17 protein-coding genes, 1 tRNA gene and 1 pseudogene are annotated in these 18,995 nt (G+C 36.9%); 12 read left to right on the top strand and 7 right to left on the bottom strand.

Translation table 11 applies throughout. The features are described 5' to 3' along the window. Window positions 1-88: 88 nt before the first annotated feature. On the top strand, window positions 89-439 hold the full coding sequence (locus DDV96_RS15015) for a GIY-YIG nuclease family protein (protein ID WP_240607751.1): 351 nt from the start codon (window positions 89-91) through the stop codon (window positions 437-439). Between the two features lie 209 nt (window positions 440-648). On the opposite strand, the gene DDV96_RS15010 is transcribed toward DDV96_RS15015, so the two are convergent. After that, a complete protein-coding gene (locus DDV96_RS15010) occupies window positions 649-1,089 on the bottom strand; it encodes a PepSY-like domain-containing protein (RefSeq protein WP_116695603.1) in 441 nt (146 codons plus the stop codon). Window positions 1,090-1,263: 174 nt separating this feature from the next. On the opposite strand from DDV96_RS15010, the gene DDV96_RS15005 reads away from it, so the two are divergent. From DDV96_RS15005 to DDV96_RS14970, 8 genes are all read left to right on the top strand, one after another. Beyond that, window positions 1,264-1,941 (top strand): response regulator transcription factor, encoded by a 678-nt coding sequence (locus tag DDV96_RS15005; protein ID WP_116695602.1) that lies wholly within the window; start codon window positions 1,264-1,266, stop codon window positions 1,939-1,941. Continuing rightward, on the top strand, window positions 1,938-3,203 hold the full coding sequence (locus tag DDV96_RS15000) for a sensor histidine kinase (protein ID WP_116695601.1): 1,266 nt from the start codon (window positions 1,938-1,940) through the stop codon (window positions 3,201-3,203). The genes DDV96_RS15005 and DDV96_RS15000 overlap by 4 nt, the downstream gene beginning before the upstream one ends. A gap of 56 nt (window positions 3,204-3,259) precedes the next feature. Next, the gene (locus DDV96_RS14995) at window positions 3,260-3,700 is read left to right on the top strand and encodes a PepSY-like domain-containing protein (protein ID WP_165806023.1); all 441 of its coding nucleotides are present in this window, start codon (window positions 3,260-3,262) and stop codon (window positions 3,698-3,700) included. A gap of 22 nt (window positions 3,701-3,722) precedes the next feature. Continuing rightward, entirely contained in the window at window positions 3,723-4,577 is an 855-nt protein-coding gene (locus DDV96_RS14990; protein WP_116695599.1) for an SdiA-regulated domain-containing protein, read from the top strand. A gap of 13 nt (window positions 4,578-4,590) precedes the next feature. Continuing rightward, window positions 4,591-5,286, top strand: coding sequence for a TVP38/TMEM64 family protein (locus tag DDV96_RS14985; protein WP_116695598.1), 696 nt, complete (start codon window positions 4,591-4,593; stop codon window positions 5,284-5,286). A 20-nt stretch (window positions 5,287-5,306) separates the two neighbouring features. After that, window positions 5,307-5,378, top strand: a tRNA-Arg gene (locus tag DDV96_RS14980). Window positions 5,379-5,582: 204 nt separating this feature from the next. Continuing rightward, window positions 5,583-5,888, top strand: a complete 306-nt coding sequence (locus DDV96_RS14975; protein WP_116695597.1) for a hypothetical protein — start codon at window positions 5,583-5,585, stop codon at window positions 5,886-5,888. Window positions 5,889-5,970: 82 nt separating this feature from the next. Next, window positions 5,971-9,285 (top strand): type ISP restriction/modification enzyme, encoded by a 3,315-nt coding sequence (locus DDV96_RS14970; RefSeq protein ID WP_116695596.1) that lies wholly within the window; start codon window positions 5,971-5,973, stop codon window positions 9,283-9,285. A gap of 67 nt (window positions 9,286-9,352) precedes the next feature. On the opposite strand, the gene DDV96_RS14965 is transcribed toward DDV96_RS14970, so the two are convergent. Beyond that, on the bottom strand, window positions 9,353-9,724 hold the full coding sequence (locus tag DDV96_RS14965) for a hypothetical protein (RefSeq protein WP_116695595.1): 372 nt from the start codon (window positions 9,722-9,724) through the stop codon (window positions 9,353-9,355). Between the two features lie 504 nt (window positions 9,725-10,228). Here DDV96_RS14965 and DDV96_RS14960 point away from each other — a divergent pair. After that, complete coding sequence (locus tag DDV96_RS14960; RefSeq protein ID WP_116695594.1) at window positions 10,229-11,578, top strand: hypothetical protein; 1,350 nt, start codon at window positions 10,229-10,231, stop codon at window positions 11,576-11,578. Window positions 11,579-12,018: 440 nt separating this feature from the next. On the opposite strand, the pseudogene DDV96_RS16250 reads toward DDV96_RS14960, so the two are convergent. The 3 genes and pseudogenes from DDV96_RS16250 to DDV96_RS16050 form a co-directional block, all read right to left on the bottom strand. Then, window positions 12,019-12,169, bottom strand: a pseudogene (locus DDV96_RS16250) (IS256 family transposase); the annotation flags it as partial. A gap of 100 nt (window positions 12,170-12,269) precedes the next feature. Then, window positions 12,270-13,820: a M13 family metallopeptidase gene (locus DDV96_RS16215; protein WP_394340138.1), complete on the bottom strand. Its 1,551-nt coding sequence runs from the start codon at window positions 13,818-13,820 to the stop codon at window positions 12,270-12,272. A gap of 129 nt (window positions 13,821-13,949) precedes the next feature. Beyond that, window positions 13,950-14,282 (bottom strand): M13 family metallopeptidase, encoded by a 333-nt coding sequence (locus tag DDV96_RS16050; protein WP_240607750.1) that lies wholly within the window; start codon window positions 14,280-14,282, stop codon window positions 13,950-13,952. Window positions 14,283-14,451: 169 nt separating this feature from the next. Here DDV96_RS16050 and DDV96_RS14950 point away from each other — a divergent pair, with 169 nt between their 5' ends. Both DDV96_RS14950 and DDV96_RS14945 read left to right on the top strand, forming a co-directional pair. Beyond that, a complete protein-coding gene (locus DDV96_RS14950; protein ID WP_116695593.1) occupies window positions 14,452-15,141 on the top strand; it encodes an FAD-binding oxidoreductase in 690 nt (229 codons plus the stop codon). Window positions 15,142-15,203: 62 nt separating this feature from the next. Continuing rightward, window positions 15,204-16,646 (top strand): pyridoxal phosphate-dependent decarboxylase family protein, encoded by a 1,443-nt coding sequence (locus DDV96_RS14945; protein ID WP_116695592.1) that lies wholly within the window; start codon window positions 15,204-15,206, stop codon window positions 16,644-16,646. Window positions 16,647-16,810: 164 nt separating this feature from the next. On the opposite strand, the gene DDV96_RS14940 is transcribed toward DDV96_RS14945, so the two are convergent. Together DDV96_RS14940 and DDV96_RS14935 are read right to left on the bottom strand one after the other, a co-directional pair. Beyond that, complete coding sequence (locus DDV96_RS14940; protein ID WP_116695591.1) at window positions 16,811-17,587, bottom strand: CPBP family intramembrane glutamic endopeptidase; 777 nt, start codon at window positions 17,585-17,587, stop codon at window positions 16,811-16,813. A 145-nt stretch (window positions 17,588-17,732) separates the two neighbouring features. After that, window positions 17,733-18,782 carry a TolB family protein gene (locus DDV96_RS14935; protein WP_394340137.1) on the bottom strand — a complete coding sequence of 350 codons (1,050 nt, stop codon included), beginning with the start codon at window positions 18,780-18,782 and terminating at the stop codon, window positions 17,733-17,735. Window positions 18,783-18,995 lie beyond the last annotated feature (213 nt).

Here is an 18,995-nt window from a genome sequence, read left to right as displayed (position 1 = left end):
TTTTTATCAAACCCAACAATGGTAAAGTAAGTTAGTAAACCTTCAGGAAGGATTAAGCTTAGCAGGGGTAAATCAGTCTCTTTATTCATTGGAAAATATTTATCCGCAAAGAAAACTATTTTTCACTTTAGACCCAACTTTTGGACTTGATCCCCTTTATATTCTTTATTCGGAGACATCGCACATCTATTACATCGGTTCGAGCGAAGATCCTTGGGAACGCTTCAAAAACCACAATCATCAGGATAAGACAACTTTTACAAGCAAGCATAGGCCTTGGCAACTCAAAGCCATATTTAAAGTAGGGCAGACCAGAGTTGAGGCTTTGACATTGGAGCGTTGGTTGAAGAAGCAAAAAAGCAGAACATTGATCGAGAAATTGATCGACCCGGGGTTTCGACCTACGGGCAAATTAGCTCAGTTGGTTAGAGTCCCGTAGCTACGGGATTAATCAGGGTGTCGCTGGTTCGAGTCCAGCTGGAGGAGCTGATTCGAAAGCCCTGCGTATCAGGGCTTTTTTTGTTTTTTATATTCCGCAAGCGTGAGCGTCCCGCCACTAAGATTTCAGAAGTTAAACTATAACGAACCATAACAAAAAACCTCACAGCTTTCCTGTAAGGTTTTTAAATGCTGCTAAAAGTGGTTTTTTTAGTTATCGTTCCACTCTTTTACCACGGTTCCGGCTTCGTCAAAAACAACTTCCTTTTCATCTGTCCATTTTTCCAATTCCACTTTGTACGTGGTTTCGTTGTTTTCGGTCAGTTTTTCGCAATCGTCTATGCGGTAGCTGGAGTAGCTGTTCTTAATAGCATTAGTTACGGCAGAAGGCAACATGTTCTTGCTGATGTCCTGCTCCATTTTAACCATGGCTCCAGAAGCGGAGTACCATATCTCGTGTTCAAAGTTTCCTTCGTCAAATTCCACTTTGTAATGGTCCATTTCCTTTTCCCATTCCACATCGGTAGCGTTAGGATATTCTTTTTGGAAATTAGCGATCAAGGTGCTGGGCACGGCACTTTGCTGTAAATCCTGTGCGGTTGCGATTGTGGTTGCAAACAAGGCAGCCAATACTAAATTTAAAATTTTCATAATCTTTCTTTTTTAAGTTTGGTACAAATGAACTACCTAAAACTGTAAAGAATTTGGAATGGAAAAAAATGATACCAAGAAAGCAACCTCCACTATCTTTTCTGAAAAGAAATAGCCGGAAATTCCCACTTCTTTACAGTTTCAACTGTATTTTTAACGGTAAATTCAACTGGAATGAAAATTTTGATTGTGGAAGACGAGCAGGATATGCTTGAGAATATACAGGAATCGTTAGAAAAAGAAGCGTATGTGGTGGAAACCGCCAGCAATTATGTTCAGGCCCGCGATAAAATTGGGGTCTATAGTTACGATTGCATCTTGCTGGATATTGGCCTTCCCGATGGCAACGGGCTCGACCTACTGAAAGAAACAAAGAAACTGGGCCTGCGTGATTCGGTCATTATCGTTTCGGCAAAAGACGCGTTGGACGATAAACTGCAAGGGTTGAAACTGGGTGCCGACGACTACCTGCCCAAACCGTTCCACATGGCCGAGCTCAATGCACGCATAAAGGCCATCGTGCGCCGCAACCAGTTTGAAGGGAAAAGCGATGTGGAAATGGGCAATCTGGCCGTAAATCCCGAAACCCGCCGAGTAACTATAGACACCACTGAAATTGACCTGAACCGAAAAAAATTCGATGTGCTGTTGTACCTTGTTTCAAACAAAAACAGATTGGTGCGCAAGGCCGCGTTGGCCGAACACGTTTGGGGCGATCGCATAGACCAGGCAGATAGTTTCGACTTTATTTACTCGCAAATTAAAAACCTGCGCAAAAAACTGGAAACTAACAATGCGGATATTACCATAAAATCGGTGTATGAAATGGGCTATAAACTGGAAGTGGTATGAAACTATTGAATTACACCACCACCTATTTTTCCATCCTGCTGTTGGTGCTCATCTCCATCTGGGCCGTGTTGTTTTATTACGCCATGTTCGACGAGATTTACGATAGTTTGGACGATGGCCTGGAAAACCAGAAAATGTTGGTCATGCAGTATGCCGCCAACAACCCCGCTGTTCTCGACAAGCCCAAATTCAACGAAAGTGGCTATACCATAAAAAAAGTCCCTTTTTCAGAAATCAACAATTTTAAAGACCAATACCGCGACACCTTGATGTATATGCAAAACGAAGAAGAGTTTGAGCCTGTACGTTTGCTGGAGAGTGTTTTTAAACAAGATGACGAATACTACAAAATAAAAATAGTTACTTCCATGGTGGAAGAAGACGACCAACTGCACAACCTCCTCATCTACTTGATTGTGCTCTATGTCGTACTCTTGCTCAGTATCTTATTACTCAACAACGTGTTTTTAAGAAACGTTTGGAAGCCATTTTACAGGTTGATGGCACAGTTAAAGACGTTTAATATTGAAAAAGACGGGAACATTGAATTTCAACCTACCAATATAGAAGAATTTTCACTGCTGAACACTCAAGTGGAAAAACTGCTCGAAAAATCGAAACAACGTTACAACGACCAAAAACAATTTATTGAAAATGCCGCCCACGAACTGCAAACGCCACTCGCCATAACCATAAATAGAATAGAGTTGGTTTTGGAAGAAAACGACCTAAAGGAACAACAGGCGGCAAAACTGGTTTCGGCCTTGGAGAATTTAGAACGTCTTACCCGCTTAAACAAATCGTTGTTGTTGCTTTCAAAAATAGATAATAACCAGTTTACGGCGCAAGAACCCGTGAGCATCCCTAAACTGATACAAAAGTGCGTTGCCGATTTTACTGACATTGCCGCCCACAAAAACATGGCGATCAACGTGAGCGAACATTCGCATTTGGTTATTGATATAAACATGGATTTGGCCATTGTTCTTTTCACAAACCTTATTAAAAATGCGGTGTCGCACGGAAAGCCCGGTACAAAGGTTTCAATTGAAATAGATAAGACTTCGGTAACTGTGCAGAACATTTCAGAAGCAAAAACCTTAGATACCGAAAGGTTGTTTTCAAGGTTTTATAAAAAAGATGCTTCCAGTTCGTCCACCGGTCTGGGATTGGCCATTTCAAAAGCCATTGCCGAAAAATATGGATATAGGTTGCATTATTTTTATGAAAGAGACATCCAGCATTTTAAAGTAACGTTCTAAATTCCTATTTCTTTACAGTTTTAAAATCGATATTTAACGTAATGGGTTTAGAAAATATGAAACAAACACTTTTTTTAATACTTATCGCTTTTATAAGCTTGGGGTGCGAATATGATGTTGCCGAGAGGGATGTCCCTTCCATTGTCGTCAATGCCTTAAAGTTAGGGTTTCCGAATACCAATGATAGGGAATGGGAAAAAACAGCCGAATATTACATCGTTGAATTTGAAAATGATGCCGATGTGGATTACAAAGTAAAACTGGATGGCAGAGGCAACATTTTGATGTATAAATATGAACTGTCCAAAGATCAACTTCCCAAGACGGTACAGGATTCTATATCCATAAGGTATCCAAATGCTGAAATTGATGAGTTGGAAGTTCTTTACCTTAAACGTAAAAAATACTATCAAATTGAAATGGAAAAATCTTTTAAAGACCTAAAAAAGGTAGTAGATTTAAAAGGGCAAGTAACAGAAATCCCTTATTGGGATTAAAAACCTTAAAAAACCGAAACTTATGAACAAGCATATGAACAAAATAGTGGCAGCACTTGCTATATTGATAATAGGTGTTTCATTTTTGTTTTACCACTTTTACAAAACCCGCATCGAGCGCAAACAAGTGGCCTTGGATTCTACCCACGAGGTTGTCGAGAGCTGGAAACTGCCCAGTGTCCTTGATGAAATTTCAGGTATTGTGTGGCTGGAAGATGGTCGTATAGCTTGTATACAAGATGAAGTGGGCATTGTGTTTTTTTATAGCCTGAACACAAAAAAACTGGACGGGCAGGTAAAATTTGGCGGTGATGGCGATTATGAAGGCGTAGCACTTATGGGCGACAACATATACGTGGCCCGAAGCGATGGCGAAATTTTCGAAATCCTCGATTATAAATCTAAAGACCCTGTTTTCAATCAATACAACCTGCCCCTTTCTGAAAAGAACAATATCGAAACCCTTTTGGGCGATGCAGAAAACAACAGGCTGTTGCTCATGGCCAAAGACCACGAACCCTTCGGCAACGACGGGCGAGGGATCTATGCCTATGACCTCGCCACGAAAACCTTACGCCAAAAACCTGTATTGTTGTTAACTGCCAGAGATCACGAACTGCAGAAATCAATAAAAAAAATACGTCCGGCAGATATCGCTATCCATCCCAAAACCAACGAAATCTACGTGTTGCAAGGTACAAAGCCCAAGATTTTGATCGTTAAGCAAAATGGAACCGTAAAAAAGGAATACCCACTTAACAACGCCGTATTTTACCAACCTGAAGGCATTACTTTTGCCCCAGATGGCACATTGTACATATCGAACGAGGCTACGGGCGGCCCTCCCAGTATTTTAAAAGTTACGTTAAAACAATAACCTAATTGACGGCATGAGCAATAGCGATACGGAATTTTCGAAAAACAAAGGGCGATTGCCCATATACATATCAATTGCGCTGCTATCAACATTGGTAATCTGTTACTTTACAGTACCATCGGTGGAGCAATTCTTCAACGAAGCCTGGAACGTGCTTACCAGCAACGATGAAAAACGCATTGAAGAGTGGGTGTCCGGTTTTGGTTGGCTGGGGCCGGTGGTACTCGTACTGGCAATGGTAGTCCAGATGTTTTTGATCGTCATTCCTACCTTAGCGTTGATGGTGGTTTCGGTATTGGCTTACGGTCCAGTGTGGGGAAGCTTAATCATATTTGTATCGGTGTTTACAGCATCTTCGGTTGGGTATGTCATTGGTCGGTATTTGGGACAGTTGTGGGTAGAACAACTAATAGGCCGCAAAACCGAACAGAAAATAGAAAATTTTATAGAAGATTACGGGTTTTGGGCTGTGGTAATTACCCGTATCAACCCTTTTTTGTCTAACGATGCCATTAGCTTTGTCGCTGGAATCCTAAAAATGGGCTATTGGCGGTTCATTGGTGCCACGATGTTGGGCATCGCCCCGTTGACCTTGTTTGTAGCGATCGTGGGTCAAAATACCGAAAGCCTCAAAAGCGGGCTGTTATGGGGCTCTTTGGTATGTTTGGTTATTTTTGGGGCTTATGTGTATTGGGATAAAAAAAAGTAATGTTATTTTTGCAATCAAACGGCCTCGTAGTTCAATGGATAGAATAGAAGTTTCCTAAACTTTAGATCCAAGTTCGATTCTTGGCGAGGCTACGAGAAAAGAAAAAAACTCTTTACTTAGCTTATTTCACTGATTCTAAGCAAGGTTATATTATTAATATTTTAGAATCTTTACAAGATTGCTCATTTAAGAGTAGAACATTTGCTGAACATTTTTTTAATCCTATGACGATGCCTTTCCATTCCCCTTCCTTTTTATACCGTCTGAAGTATTGTCACTAAAATTATATATACTACATGACACAAATGGACATATGGGTTGAAACCACACAAAAATTTTTAGACTACTTTGATATCGATTATAAGAAAAACCTAGATGTAATTGTTGGAAAGAGGAAAACCACTGGAACATCTACGATAATTACAAAATCTTTTTATTTCAAGTTTAATTCAGACAATATTTATGCAATTAAGAGAGATAATGATACTATAGATATGACTTTAGAATTCGTAAGCTCAGATATTGATGATGTTTTAGAATTTCTTTTTCCTGATTTATTGCGGCTGCTTTTTATAGATGAACTTCTTGAAGAATACGTTTAATCAGAATAACCACCGAGTTATTTCCAACAAATAATATTTATATTTGAAGAACTCCCTGTAATAACCAACAGAAGAATATTTCATGACTATTCAACAATACCTTTCCACTGTTCAAAGCCGTTTTGCAAGTGGTATTTCTACAGAACATAGTTACCGTGGCGATCTTCAACAATTATTGGAAACCCTTTTACCAAGTTTTGAAATTACAAACGAACCCAAGCGTAGTGCAGTTGGTGCTCCCGATTTTATTATAACCAAAGAAACTATTGGTAGGGGCTATATAGAAGCCAAAGACGTTGACAAAAGTTTGGATGACCCAATTTATAATAAACAATTTTCGCGTTACAAAAATGGTCTGCAAAATTTAATAATCACCAATTATCTTGAATTCAGATTATATCAAGACGGAAATCACATTAAAACAATTCATTTAGCTTGTCTAGATCCACTTACCAATGAGATCACAGCTAATTCCGAAGCGTATGGGGAATTTAAGGCACTAATCAAGGACTTTCCTGAGCATATTGCCCAGACCATTCGTTCGCCAAAAAAACTAAGTCATTTAATGGCCAGTAAGGCCAGGTTGCTTAAAGAGGTGTTTGCTCGGTCGTTACGGGAAGATATTGCCGATGAACACAATCCAGAAACTGAGCTGCAACAGCAATATACCAGTTTTAAAGAATTGTTGATACGTGACATAAGCCCTGAACAATTCGCTGATTTATATGCGCAAACCATAGCCTACGGTATGTTTGCTGCCCGAAGTAAAGACCCAACATTAAAAACTTTTAACCGACAGGAAGCGGCAGAGCTTATACCCAAGACCAACCCTTTTTTACGAAAACTATTTCATTATATAGCAGGTTATGATTTGGACACCCGTCTTAGTTGGATTATTGATGGCCTGGCTGAGGTCTTTCGTGCGACCGATGTAGAAGGCATTCTTCATAATTTTGGGAAAAACACTCGAACGCAAGATCCCATCATCCATTTTTATGAAGATTTCTTAAAAGATTATGACCCCGATTTACGCGTGGAACGTGGGGTTTATTACACACCCCTTCCGGTAGTGCAGTTTATTGTTAGAGCGGTAGATGATATTCTAAAAGAAGAATTCAACCTGAACAGGGGTTTGGCCGATAAAAGTAAAATTGAAATAGAAGTAGATACCGATAATACCGATAATCGTACAAAAACCAAAAAGCGAAAAACCAAAAAAAATGTGCACCGAGTACAAATTTTAGACCCTGCTACGGGGACAGGTACATTTTTGGCACAAGTGGTACGCCATATTTATCAAAGTTTTGAAGGAATGGAAGGGCTCTGGCCGCAATATGTTAACCAAGATTTAATCCCTCGCCTAAACGGATTTGAAATTTTAATGGCTAGCTACGCCATGGCACATTTAAAGTTGGATTTGTTATTACAGGAGACAGGGTATAGCCATACCAGCAAATTTGTGACACAGCGTGACGGGCTTTTTGCCAAAGAAGGTGCAGGTTATACCCAAGACCGTTTTAATATTTTTCTTACCAACACCTTAGAGCCAGGTATACGGGAAGTTCCAAATCTTTTTTGGAATCAAGCATTAGCAATTGAATCACAAGAAGCCAACCGTATAAAAACCCAAACGCCTGTAATGGTGTTATTGGGCAATCCGCCCTATAGTGGAGAAAGTGCCAATAAGGGCAAATATATTATGGAGTTGATGAAGGCCTATAAAAAAGAACCAGGTGGGAAACAGAAATTACAAGAGCGCAACAGCAAGTGGCTAAATGATGATTACGTAAAATTTATTCGCTTTGCTGAAAACATGATAAAAAAGACGGACGAGGGTGTAGTAGCCTATATTAACCCACATGGTTTTTTAGACAATCCCACCTTTAGAGGCATGCGCTGGCATTTATTGAAAACTTTTGACAAGATTTACACCATAGACCTACACGGCAATGCCAAAAAGAAGGAAACCACACCCGATGGTGGGAAAGACGATAATGTTTTTGACATACAACAAGGCGTAAGTATCAATCTTTTTGTAAAAACAGGGCAGAAGAAAAAAAATGAATTAGGCCAGGTGTTTCACTACGACTTATACGGGAGACGAAAGGATAAATATAATTTTTTGGAAAATAATCGTATTGCTGAGATCGATTTTGAGAAATTACGCAAAGTGGCGCCAGACTATTTTATGATATCTATGGATTTTGAGTTGATGGATGAATACTCAGGTTTCGTCTCTATATCTGAATTATTTGTAATTTCACTTCTTGGACCAAATAGTCATAGAGATAATTTTGCCGTAAGCTTTACAAAAGAAGAAGCTGCTGTCAAAATAAAAGAATTTGTCTCTATAGATAATAGTGAAACAGATTTATTTAATAAATTTAATATTAAATCTAATAGAGATTGGAAAATAAGTGATGCAAGGGAAGAAGCCAGAAATAAAAGTCAAATACACTTAGCAACATATAGACTTTTTGACGAAAGGTTTATGATGTACGGGAATTATGCTTATGATTATTATAGGCCAGAATTGAATAATGATTTACTTTATGAAAATGTTGCACTTTGTTATACTAGGCAAACAAAAGAAAAATTTTCAATTTTTACAACATCACTACCATTAGCGCAACATAAAATTGTAACTCCATATGATGGCAGTTATGCAAGTCAACTATATTCTTACAATTTAAAGCATCGAACACCTAATCTAGACCGTATCCTTGTACAACAATTTGCAGAAGGTTTGGCTTTACCGTTTTTACCCGACCACGACTTCACCCGGTTAGAGGAAGCCTTGCAATTACGGGAACAAGGTGAAGATGCCTACAGTGGTTGGGATATTCCTGAAAAATCGAAATTGAAATCTAAATCGAAAAAAGAATATTTTACACCGCTGGACATTCTGGATTATATCTATGCTGTGTTGCACAGCCCTACGTACCGAGAGCGGTACAAAGAGTTTTTAAAAACAGACTTTCCACGGGTGCCGTGGCCAAAAGATGTTGATGTGTTTTGGGAATTGGTGCGATTAGGTAGCGAGTTGCGAGGTATTCATTTAATGAAGCACGCAGCATTGGAAAAAAGCCCAGTAACCTACCCAGCTAGTGGCGATAATATTATTTCTAGAAAATTAACCAAGACCAGTCCGGGCTATATACCTATCGATGATATAAAAGGTAGAGTATGGATAAATGACCAGCAATATTTTGACCAAGTGCCCAAGGTGGCTTGGGAGTTTTATATAGGTGGCTACCAACCCGCGCAAAAGTGGCTCAAAGACCGAAAAGGCCGTGAGCTAACTATGGAAGACATTGAACATTACCGAAAAATAATAAAAGCTTTATTAGAAACCGGTAGGTTGATGGAAGAGATTGATGGGGTCGAATTCATATAAAATATACCTTTTAGAAATGCTCAATTAGCTAAAAATATTTTATTATAAGCTCACTCTCATCCAAGAGTTACCCTTCTTTTTCATCCAACAAATCATTGATTTCGTTTAACCTATGTTTTTTTGTCATAACCGCCTTATAAAGTTGAGGATTGTCCTCTCTCAGTTGGTCCATTTTTTTTTCTTTCCAATCGTCCAGATAGCCACATTTTTTTGCATCAAACATTTCAAAAAAATCTTCACAAATCCCTTCATCAGAATCACCATAATCAGGATAAATTATAGCATACTCCAGCAGCTCATATCCATTCATTCTTTCCCATTCTAACATGCCTAATTCTTTATAAATTTCATCCTCGAAATACATTAACTCTTCAATCCTTTCAATAACATATTCCGGTAACGTAATAGCGGCTATATCTTTAAAGTTTCTTGTTTTCATAGTAGTACTTTTTTGAGTTTTTTGATTGTATTATTTAACTCTTATATAGACTGAAACTCATTTGTTTAGTTAAAAAATGTTAAAATATTATCACAATTAATTCTAACTGAGAAAGTGTGCAGGAAATCCGTCTGTTTATAAGGTTTGCCAGAGATTACCGATAAAAAAAGTAAACATAGAGTCTATTGTTGTTCTATAAATTAATATGTGTTCCTTGTGGTGTTTCTGTTCTGTAAATTGCTTGTGTATAGACTCAACTTGTATCACTGGTACCACTAACGCCTTTAGATTTCAACCATCCAGAGCACCAATTTATTTTACTTCCTAGCGAAGCCCTCTTGGCTGAGCGCCCGTAGATGCACTTCCCGAAAAATTAATAATTCTATTTAAAACAAATTGACAGTTACTGACTATACCAGTAGTTGATGCATTTGACCGAAAAAATAAAGAAATAAGTAAAGGGAGGAGTTTCAGCTTTATATATAACTAAAATAATAAACACGGATGAAACACAGTCAGATAATAATCAAGCCTTTCAAAAATAAAGGTCTATTTAACGGGGAAAGTCTATTCGATGACGAAGTTGTGGTTAATAGAATGAAAATAAACCAAGCGTGTTACATATCTAGCCTTTCAGTTGTATCTGGCTTAATGAACAGAAATGATTACCCTTTAAAAAAGAAAAATTACTGTATCAAGAAAATCTTAGACTTTCTTGCCGAAGTGGACATTAAATTAAACTCTATAAAGGATTCTCCTGAAAAATATATTTTGCCAATAGGCACAACTGAACTTATAAGTCATTTCAGTCGAGATACGTACAAAAAATTTCTAAAAATATTAGAAGACGAAGAGATAATAAAAGCAGTTCCCTATGAGAATGGGAACTACTACCGCTATTCAAATGAAAAAAATGATAAAACATATACAAAGAGGTATTGTGTGCTACAATCCTACCTTAAAAAGACAGATTTTGCCTTAATCTGGATAGATGATTTCGATAGGAAAAAAGATAGAAGATTTCATGTACATAAAAACCTCAAAGTGCCCGCCAAATACAAAAAGACCCTTAAAAAGTTGGAGATTAATATTGCGGATGCGGTCAAGGCTGAGTTGGAACACTGTTATCATATGGGAATCAATGACCATAGGATGAAAATTCGGATTAGCCGTATTTTCTATACCACCCAAAAACGTTTTATAAAAAAAGGTAAAAAAGTAGATCGCATATATCATTCATTCACTAACGTGAGCAAGGTTGCCAGGAGATTTTATAATATAGATTTCACAGGAATTGATGTAGTTAACTGCCAACCACTCTTACTGGCTCTCTATTTGAGAAAGAACGACATGCCCGTCGATGATAAGTATGTCCAAGATTGTGAAAACGGACATATGTACGAACAATTTGAAGGTCTCAAGGGTATGGATAGAAATAAAGTCAAAGTGGCTATTTATAAGTACCTTTTTTTTGGATGGAAGACTACTACACAAATAAACAAGTATTTCAGACATCTTTACCCAAACTGCTGGAAGTCATTGAGCACTATTCACCAAAATAAAGATTTCAGCCTCGCATCTGTCTTGCAGAATACTGAAGCCTCGATCTTTAACAGGCTTGTGCCAAAAAAATCGAAGTTTTATTTTACCCAATTCGATGCCATCTACTTCTCGGACCTACAAGATAGTGCCAACTTGCAAGCAGAAATAATTGAGCACTTTGCTAATCAAAACATTCGGGTGACCTTAGAGGTAAAAGACATTAAATCCGTGCCACCGAAAAAAATGGGAAAGAAGGTGTTGGAGTGGTCATTTGAAAAAGGAGAAGTTAATACTATAAAGAGAGCTGCATAAAATTTTGAAATGTTGAAGAATTGACGTGTAATAAACTTTTTGAAATATATCATATATTAAGTAAAAATTATGATAGATATAAGGATGAACCAGAAGAAGGCTATTGCTAATTTTTCAAAAAATCGAATAGACATTGACTGTTATATACACGAGTGTATTTCCAATGACCGCCATAACTACTCACCTACGAATCTCAAAAAAAATTACTTCAAATTTTTGAAGATTTAAAACAGAGCAATCATGTTTTTAAAAGAATAAAGGCACTCACAGATGAAGAATTCGTGAATTTGACTTATGATGTAATAGAGAAAATCTCTCAGCCGGTTGATAAGAAAGAATATTATTTTCGGCATAAGGATGCGAAAGAGATGCTAATTTTTTTATTTTATGACACTATCCCGCCAAGTGTGTAAGTTTAAAATAACAGGGGTTGGACTTTTTTAAAGCCTGACCCTTTTTTCATAGATCGTTAGGAACTGATTTAAAATGATGCCCCAGTTCCTTCCGGAGATATCCATTTTTTAGTGCTTCATATAATGCCAAAAACCCGTATTTCATTGCCGCATCGTTTGTTGGGGAAGAAAGCTTATTAATATAAACACACAAAGCAAGGAAAAGCCTTGCTTTTCATTTTTATTAAATTTTGGGTTTTTCAAAGGTTATCGATATTTATTAGTCGAATCCTTAATAGTTACCAAATAGTGATTCTTTCTTCTTCAGGTAAATACATTCTGTCCTCAGGCTGAACATTGAACGCATGGTAAAATGGTGTAGTGTTCATTAAAGGCCCATTGACTCGCCACATTGGTGGAGAGTGTGAGTTATTATTGATCCACAAACGTAAAAACTCATCCTTCATCTTTACTCGCCATATTTTAGCTATTGACAAGAAAAAACGTTGGTCTGGACTAAAATCCCCTAATTTAGTAGTGTCTTGTCCTTGTTGTGTCATTTTAAAAGCATCATAAGCCACTGCTATTCCAGCAATATCTGCTGTATTTTCACCTACGGTCATAGCTCCATTGATACGAAGGGAATCCAAAACTGTAAATTCACTGTACTGATCGATCACTTGTTGTATTTTCGATTTAAACTTTTTATAGTCCTCTTCAGTCCACCAGTTTTTCACATTTCCTTCCTTATCAAATTGTGCTCCTTGATCGTCAAAAGTGTGAGTTAATTCGTGCCCAATTACCATTCCAATGCCACCGTAGTTAAGGGCATCATCGGCATTATTATCAAAATAAGGAGGTTGTAAAATGCCAGCAGGAAAAACAATTTCATTAGCAGTAGGGTTGTTGTATGCAGTCACAGTTGAAGGAGTCGTAAACCATTCAGTTTTATCTACAGATTTTCCCAATTTATCGAAATTGCGTTGAAAAGCTGTGGCGTTGGCTGAAACCAAATTCTCAAAATAGGTGTCTCTTGCTATATGAACGTTGCTGTAATCTTTCCATTTATCGGGATATCCAATTTTTTTGGTAATGGCAAACAGTTTTTCTTTTGCTTTTTGTTTAGTACTATCGCTCATCCATTCCAATTTGTCAATTCTCGTGGCATAGGCCTTTTGGATATTATTCACTAGGTCCAACATACGCATTTTTGCCTCCTCGGAGAAATATCGTTTAACATATGATTGACCCAAAGCTTCACCTAAGTTTTGATCAACAGCACTTGCCATTTTTTCACCCCGTGATTTTTGCACAGCTTGGCCAGAAATTATTTTATCATATTCAAACGAAGCATCCACAAAGGCTTTGCTCAAGGCATTCGAGTAATTGATAAGAGATTTTGCTTTCAGATAGACTTTCCAGTCTTGAATTGAAACGGTTTTTAAAAGCTCGTTCAGTTTATCATAATATGTAGGCTGTCCAACATTGATGGAATCAGTTTGGGCGTATAAATCTTTCAGTAAACGACTCCAACCAATATTAGGGTGTTTAACGTCTAAGTCTCTAATAGCTATTTTGTTATAATTAGCCTTCACATCTCTTAATTCGACTCTCGTTCTGTGGGAACTTGCAATTTCTTTGTCAATTTCGTATACCTTTTGGGCATTTAATTTAGCTTGTTCTGAACTACTCCCAACAAGTTCAAATAACCTTGTCAAATACATTCTGTAAGCTTCTTGTATGATCACCGTTGACGAATCGGTATTAAAATAATCGCGATCTGGCAAACCAATATCCGTTTGGTATGCATTGGCTATGTTTATTTTACTGTTTTTATTATCAGGTCCAATATGTAAAACTAATAGGGGGAACCATTATTAACTTTGATTTCATTAATCACAAAACCCATTAAAGATCGAATATCGGTAATGCTATCAATCTCTCTTAGTATTGGTTTTATTGGGTCATAACCACGCTTTTCAATGGTTAGGGTATCCATTCCCGATGCGTAAAAAATCGCCTACTTTTTGTTCAATACTTCCATCAGGATTTTGACTATGAAAAATACTATCCAATATACCTTGTAACTTAATTCGCTGTGGATAATTCATAAACATGTAGGCTCCAACGCCAGCCTGAGTAGTTGGAATTGGTATTGAATCATACCATTCAGCATTGACGTATCTAAAAAAATTATCTCCAGGTTTTATAGTGTTATCAATCCCAGTGATTTCGATAATCGGTTTTTCTGGAGTTTCGGAACAAGCAACCAAAACAAGAAGCAAGATGAAAGGAAATAAAATATGTTTCACGTGTTATACATTCTATTAATAACATCTCCTCAGTTTCATTCATAAAGAAAGAAATGATAACCAAGGCCGTGTTATATATTTCTAAAAAAGTAGCTACAAAATTATTGTATAAAAATGTAACCAAACCTCGATTTTTCAATCCAATAGGTGAACAAAAGCAGATTATAGTATGAGTGGTTTTATTTTTCCTTACCGGGCCAAGGTCTTGCATAAGAAAGAAATCAATCACAATGTAATCCGTTTTCAAATAGAGAAACCTTACGGATATACATTTACCCCCGGGCAGGCTATTGATTTGAGTATTGACCAAAAAGGATATGAACTTGCCGTAGCCCCCTTTACAATAACAAATACAAATGACCATTCCTTTTTAGAGCTTTATATCAAGATAAGTCCACACAAAGATAGTTTGTCTTATGGCTTAGCATCATTAAAATCTGGTGCAGTTTTACAAATAACTGAACCTTGGGACACTTATAAATACAAGGGTAGAGGCGTTTTTATAGCGGCAGGAACTGGGATAATGCCTTTTGTCACCATGTTAAAATCACTGGTGAGATCTGGTGCAGTTTTAAAAGATCACAGATTAATATATGCTAACAAAAGAAAGAAAGACATTCTTTTTAAATCAGAACTAAATCGGATCTTTGGCAAAAATTATATTGATATATTGAGTTCTTCCAAAGCGCGGAATATGATATCTGGTAGAATTGACTTTCTTTTCCTTAAAGAACATATTAAAAATTTAAATCAACATTTTTATATCTGCGGCCCAAAAAAATTTGAAGGGGATGTTAGGCAATATTTGATACAATTAGGAGCTAAAAAAAGCCAAATCCAAACTGGGTATAACTTTTAAAACCCGAAAAATGGGGCCATCTTTTACAAAAAATGTATATTCGAATTTATCATACATTATTTATGAGTACAAAAAAAGAGAAAAAACTCTATTCTGAAAGAGATTTCTATCTGGAAGAAAATCAACAAAAACGAAATGAAATTGATAAGGCGATTTTAGAATTTGCTAATGAGTTTGTGCATGAAATCGATGAAAGAAAAGCTTTTCACAATAACACTCACAATAAAACAATAGAAGACGATTTATTTGAAATTGGAGAAAGCACTCTAAAGCTGAATAAAATACTTGATTTAATCAAAGATCGTGTTGTCAATACTGGTTTAAATCCTGCTTCAGGCGGACACTTGGGGTATATTCCGGGCGGAGGACTCTATAGCTCAGCTCTCGGCGATTATCTGGCCGCAGTGACCAATAGATATGCCGGTGTCTTCTACGCTTCACCTGGAGCGGTAAGAATGGAAGATGCGCTTATAAATTGGTGTGGCAATTTGATAGGATATTCCAAAGGATTTGGAGGAAACCTAACCTCCGGTGGAAGTATTGCTAATTTAATTGCATTATCGACCGCTAAGAAAGCCAAAAGTATTACCTCTAAGAATATTATAAAAAGTGTAATTTATTGTTCTCAGCAAGCACATCATAGCATTTATAAAGCGATTAATATTGTTGGTTTGGAAGAATGTATTGTTCGCCAAATACCATTGGACAATGATTTCAGGTTATCTTCTTCTGATTTCGAATCTCAAGTAGAAAAAGACATCAATGATGGTTTGACTCCGTTTTTACTAATTGCTAATGCAGGTTCTACCGATGTTGGCGCCATTGACCCACTTAAAGACCTTGGTGCCATTTGTAAACTTAATTCGATTTGGTTTCATGTAGATGCCGCCTATGGAGGCTTTTTTACTTTGACCGATTATGGTAAAGATAAATTACAAGATTTAGAAATAGCTGATTCAGTAATTCTAGACCCACATAAAGGAATGTTTATACCGTATGGTTCCGGTATGGTATTAGTAAAAGACATAAACCATTTACTCGATGCCAATAAATACTCAGCAAATTATATGCAAGATGCCGTGAAAGAAACGCATTATTCTCCAGCCGACCTGTCTCCTGAGTTGAGTAAACATTTTCGGGGGTTACGTATGTGGCTTCCTTTAAAACTATACGGAACTAAAGTTTTTTCTGATTATCTTGAAGAAAAGTTAAGGCTCACAAGGTATTTGCATAAAAATTTATTAGAATTAGGATTCACAATTGTTTGCGAACCCGCTCTTACTATTATCGCTTTCAGGTACAATTTTAATGATCGTGATAATGATTTATTAAATACAGCCCTATTGGACCACATACTTGAAGATGGGCGTATTTTTATTTCCTCAACCATACTTAACAACCAATTTACTTTACGCGCGGCTATTTTATCCTTTAGAACCCATAGAAAAGAAATTGATATTCTCATTCAGTTATTGAAGGACAAATTAAAAGACCTATCTGTTTAATTCAGCTGTGAATAAAGGGTATCGTTATATAAATGCAGGGTTTTTCACAAAAATGGACTAAAAGTTTGATTACGGCAATGCATTAGTATGGCGAGAATCAAAAAGAAACATGGGTTACGGTGTGCCTTACTAACAGAATGTTTAATAAGCTACATTCCATTAAGTTACTTTTTTCTCAACAAGTTTCTTTTATTTATTTCAAGTTTTAGCTCATTTTGTCGCTTTAAAGCCACAGTCAACCCAATTATTAAACCTATGGTCACAAATCGAAAAATATTTGAATAAAGACTGCCCAGTGCATTTTCACTGACCGAGAACAGCTCCCATGATAAATTCATAAGCATGTGCAGAAAAATCGGAATCCAAATATTGAATTTCCATTCGGTATACACCCAAGCAAATATAATACCCCCCAAAAATGTGATTAAGAAAATACCTATTGATTCTGCTAATTCTGTACTTTGATATAGGTGTAATAGTCCAAAATAAACAGCACCAAAGAATACGGATGGAATGAATCCTAGCTTTGTTTTTCTAAAGATCAAACCGAATAAAAACCCCCTAAAAAATAGCTCTTCAAAAAAACCTGCAGAAAGCACTGAAATTAATAACGTATTAATCGAAATATCGGTATTGATGTCAAAAATAAAACTGAACCCGATATACATAGGCAAAGTGCAAATTAAAGAAAATAAAAATGCTCTAAAAATCGATTTATTTAATCCCAAGCTTTTAAAAAAACCTGATTTATGAGAAATAAGTATAGTTCCCAATATAAGAGGTATTCCAGAAATTAAATATGTTATTATATGGCTTACACCAACATGATTTGTGAATTCAAATATTAATTCCCTTAGAGACTTGAAGTACATATCATCTAATATAAAATATACTCCGAATGAAATTATAACAATTAAAAGGGTTTTGGTTGATTTTTTCATTTAAAAATAATTTTGGGTTTATTAATACGATCGTTGTTTTTAAATTGGTTGCTTACTGAATTCAACAATGCTTTATTGTTCCATTTTTTAAGCTATTGCTAATTATGATAATCTCAATAAAGAATAATCTTTCGCTCGTGAAGAATCAATCTTGCCACTCTGCAATAAACAAGTTGGTATCGCGGGTGCCGCCGTTGTTCCTATTGGATGAAAAAATCAAGTGTTTCCCATCGTTTGAGAAAACCGGAAAGGCATCAAAAGTTTTACCATGCGTAACCCTTTCGAGGTTCTTTCCATCGATATCGATTAAATATAAATTGAACGGAAAGCCACGTTCTGCTTCAAAATTACTGCTGAAAAGTATTTTCTCGCCGCTGGGATGAAAAAACGGTGCCCAATTGGCATTTCCAAGATTGGTCAATTGACGCAGATCGCTACCGTCGGCATTGCAAATATAGAGTTCCATTTCGGTGGGCTGTACGAGACCTTTTGCCAATAAATCTTTGTATTCTTTAATTTCGGAATCAGTTTTTGGGCGGGAAGAGCGGAAAATAAGTTTGCTGCCATCTGGCGAAAAGAAAGCACCGCCATCGTAGCCTAATTCATCGGTGATTTGTTTTACCCCGCTTCCGTCCAGGTTCATGGTATATAGTTCCAGATCACCACTTCGATCACTGGTAAATACAATTTTATCTCCTTTAGGTGAAACGGTTGCTTCGGCATCATAACCGGGTTCGTCTGTTAGCTGTGCAGTGATATTTCCTTCAAGATCTGCTACGAAAATATCGAAACTGTCATAGACTGGCCACACGTATTTTCCGTTGTTGCGCAGCGGAACTTCAGGACATTCTTCATCTTTTAAATGCGTTGAGGCATACACAATGTGTTTGTTGTCGGGCATAAAATAGGCGCAAGTCGTCCGACCTTTTCCGGTGCTGACCATAGGCGGTTGTTTGTCTTTAAACGTTTCATCGGCATCCATCAAAAACATTTGGTCACAACCAACGCCCCAACCTTCAAAATTGGATTGAAACACCAACTGCTTATCATCAAAACTCCAGTAGGCTTCGGCATTGTCACCGCCAAACGTTACCTGTCTAAGCGACTTAAAGTGTTTTTCTTCTGGGTAAATTAGGCTGTCATTATCGTATTTTTTTTGAATTTCTTGAGAAAAACTATTCATTTCTTTAGTCATGTCATCGGCTTCTGCTATTCGAATCGATTCTTCCGATATCTTCTTACAAGAAAATAGTAATAGTAACAATATAAATAAAAGTGTGTTTCTCATACTGTGTTGACTTATAATATGCTGAGCTTTATTTTAAAAAATATATCTTAGTTGGTAATAATTTTTTTTAAGATTTAAAGACCATATATAGCAATCTCGTTAATAAGCGTATTACCTTAA

This window comes from Marixanthomonas spongiae (assembly GCF_003095375.1).
GTDB lineage: Bacteria > Bacteroidota > Bacteroidia > Flavobacteriales > Flavobacteriaceae > Marixanthomonas > Marixanthomonas spongiae.
This window is presented reverse-complemented; position numbering and strand designations above follow the sequence as displayed.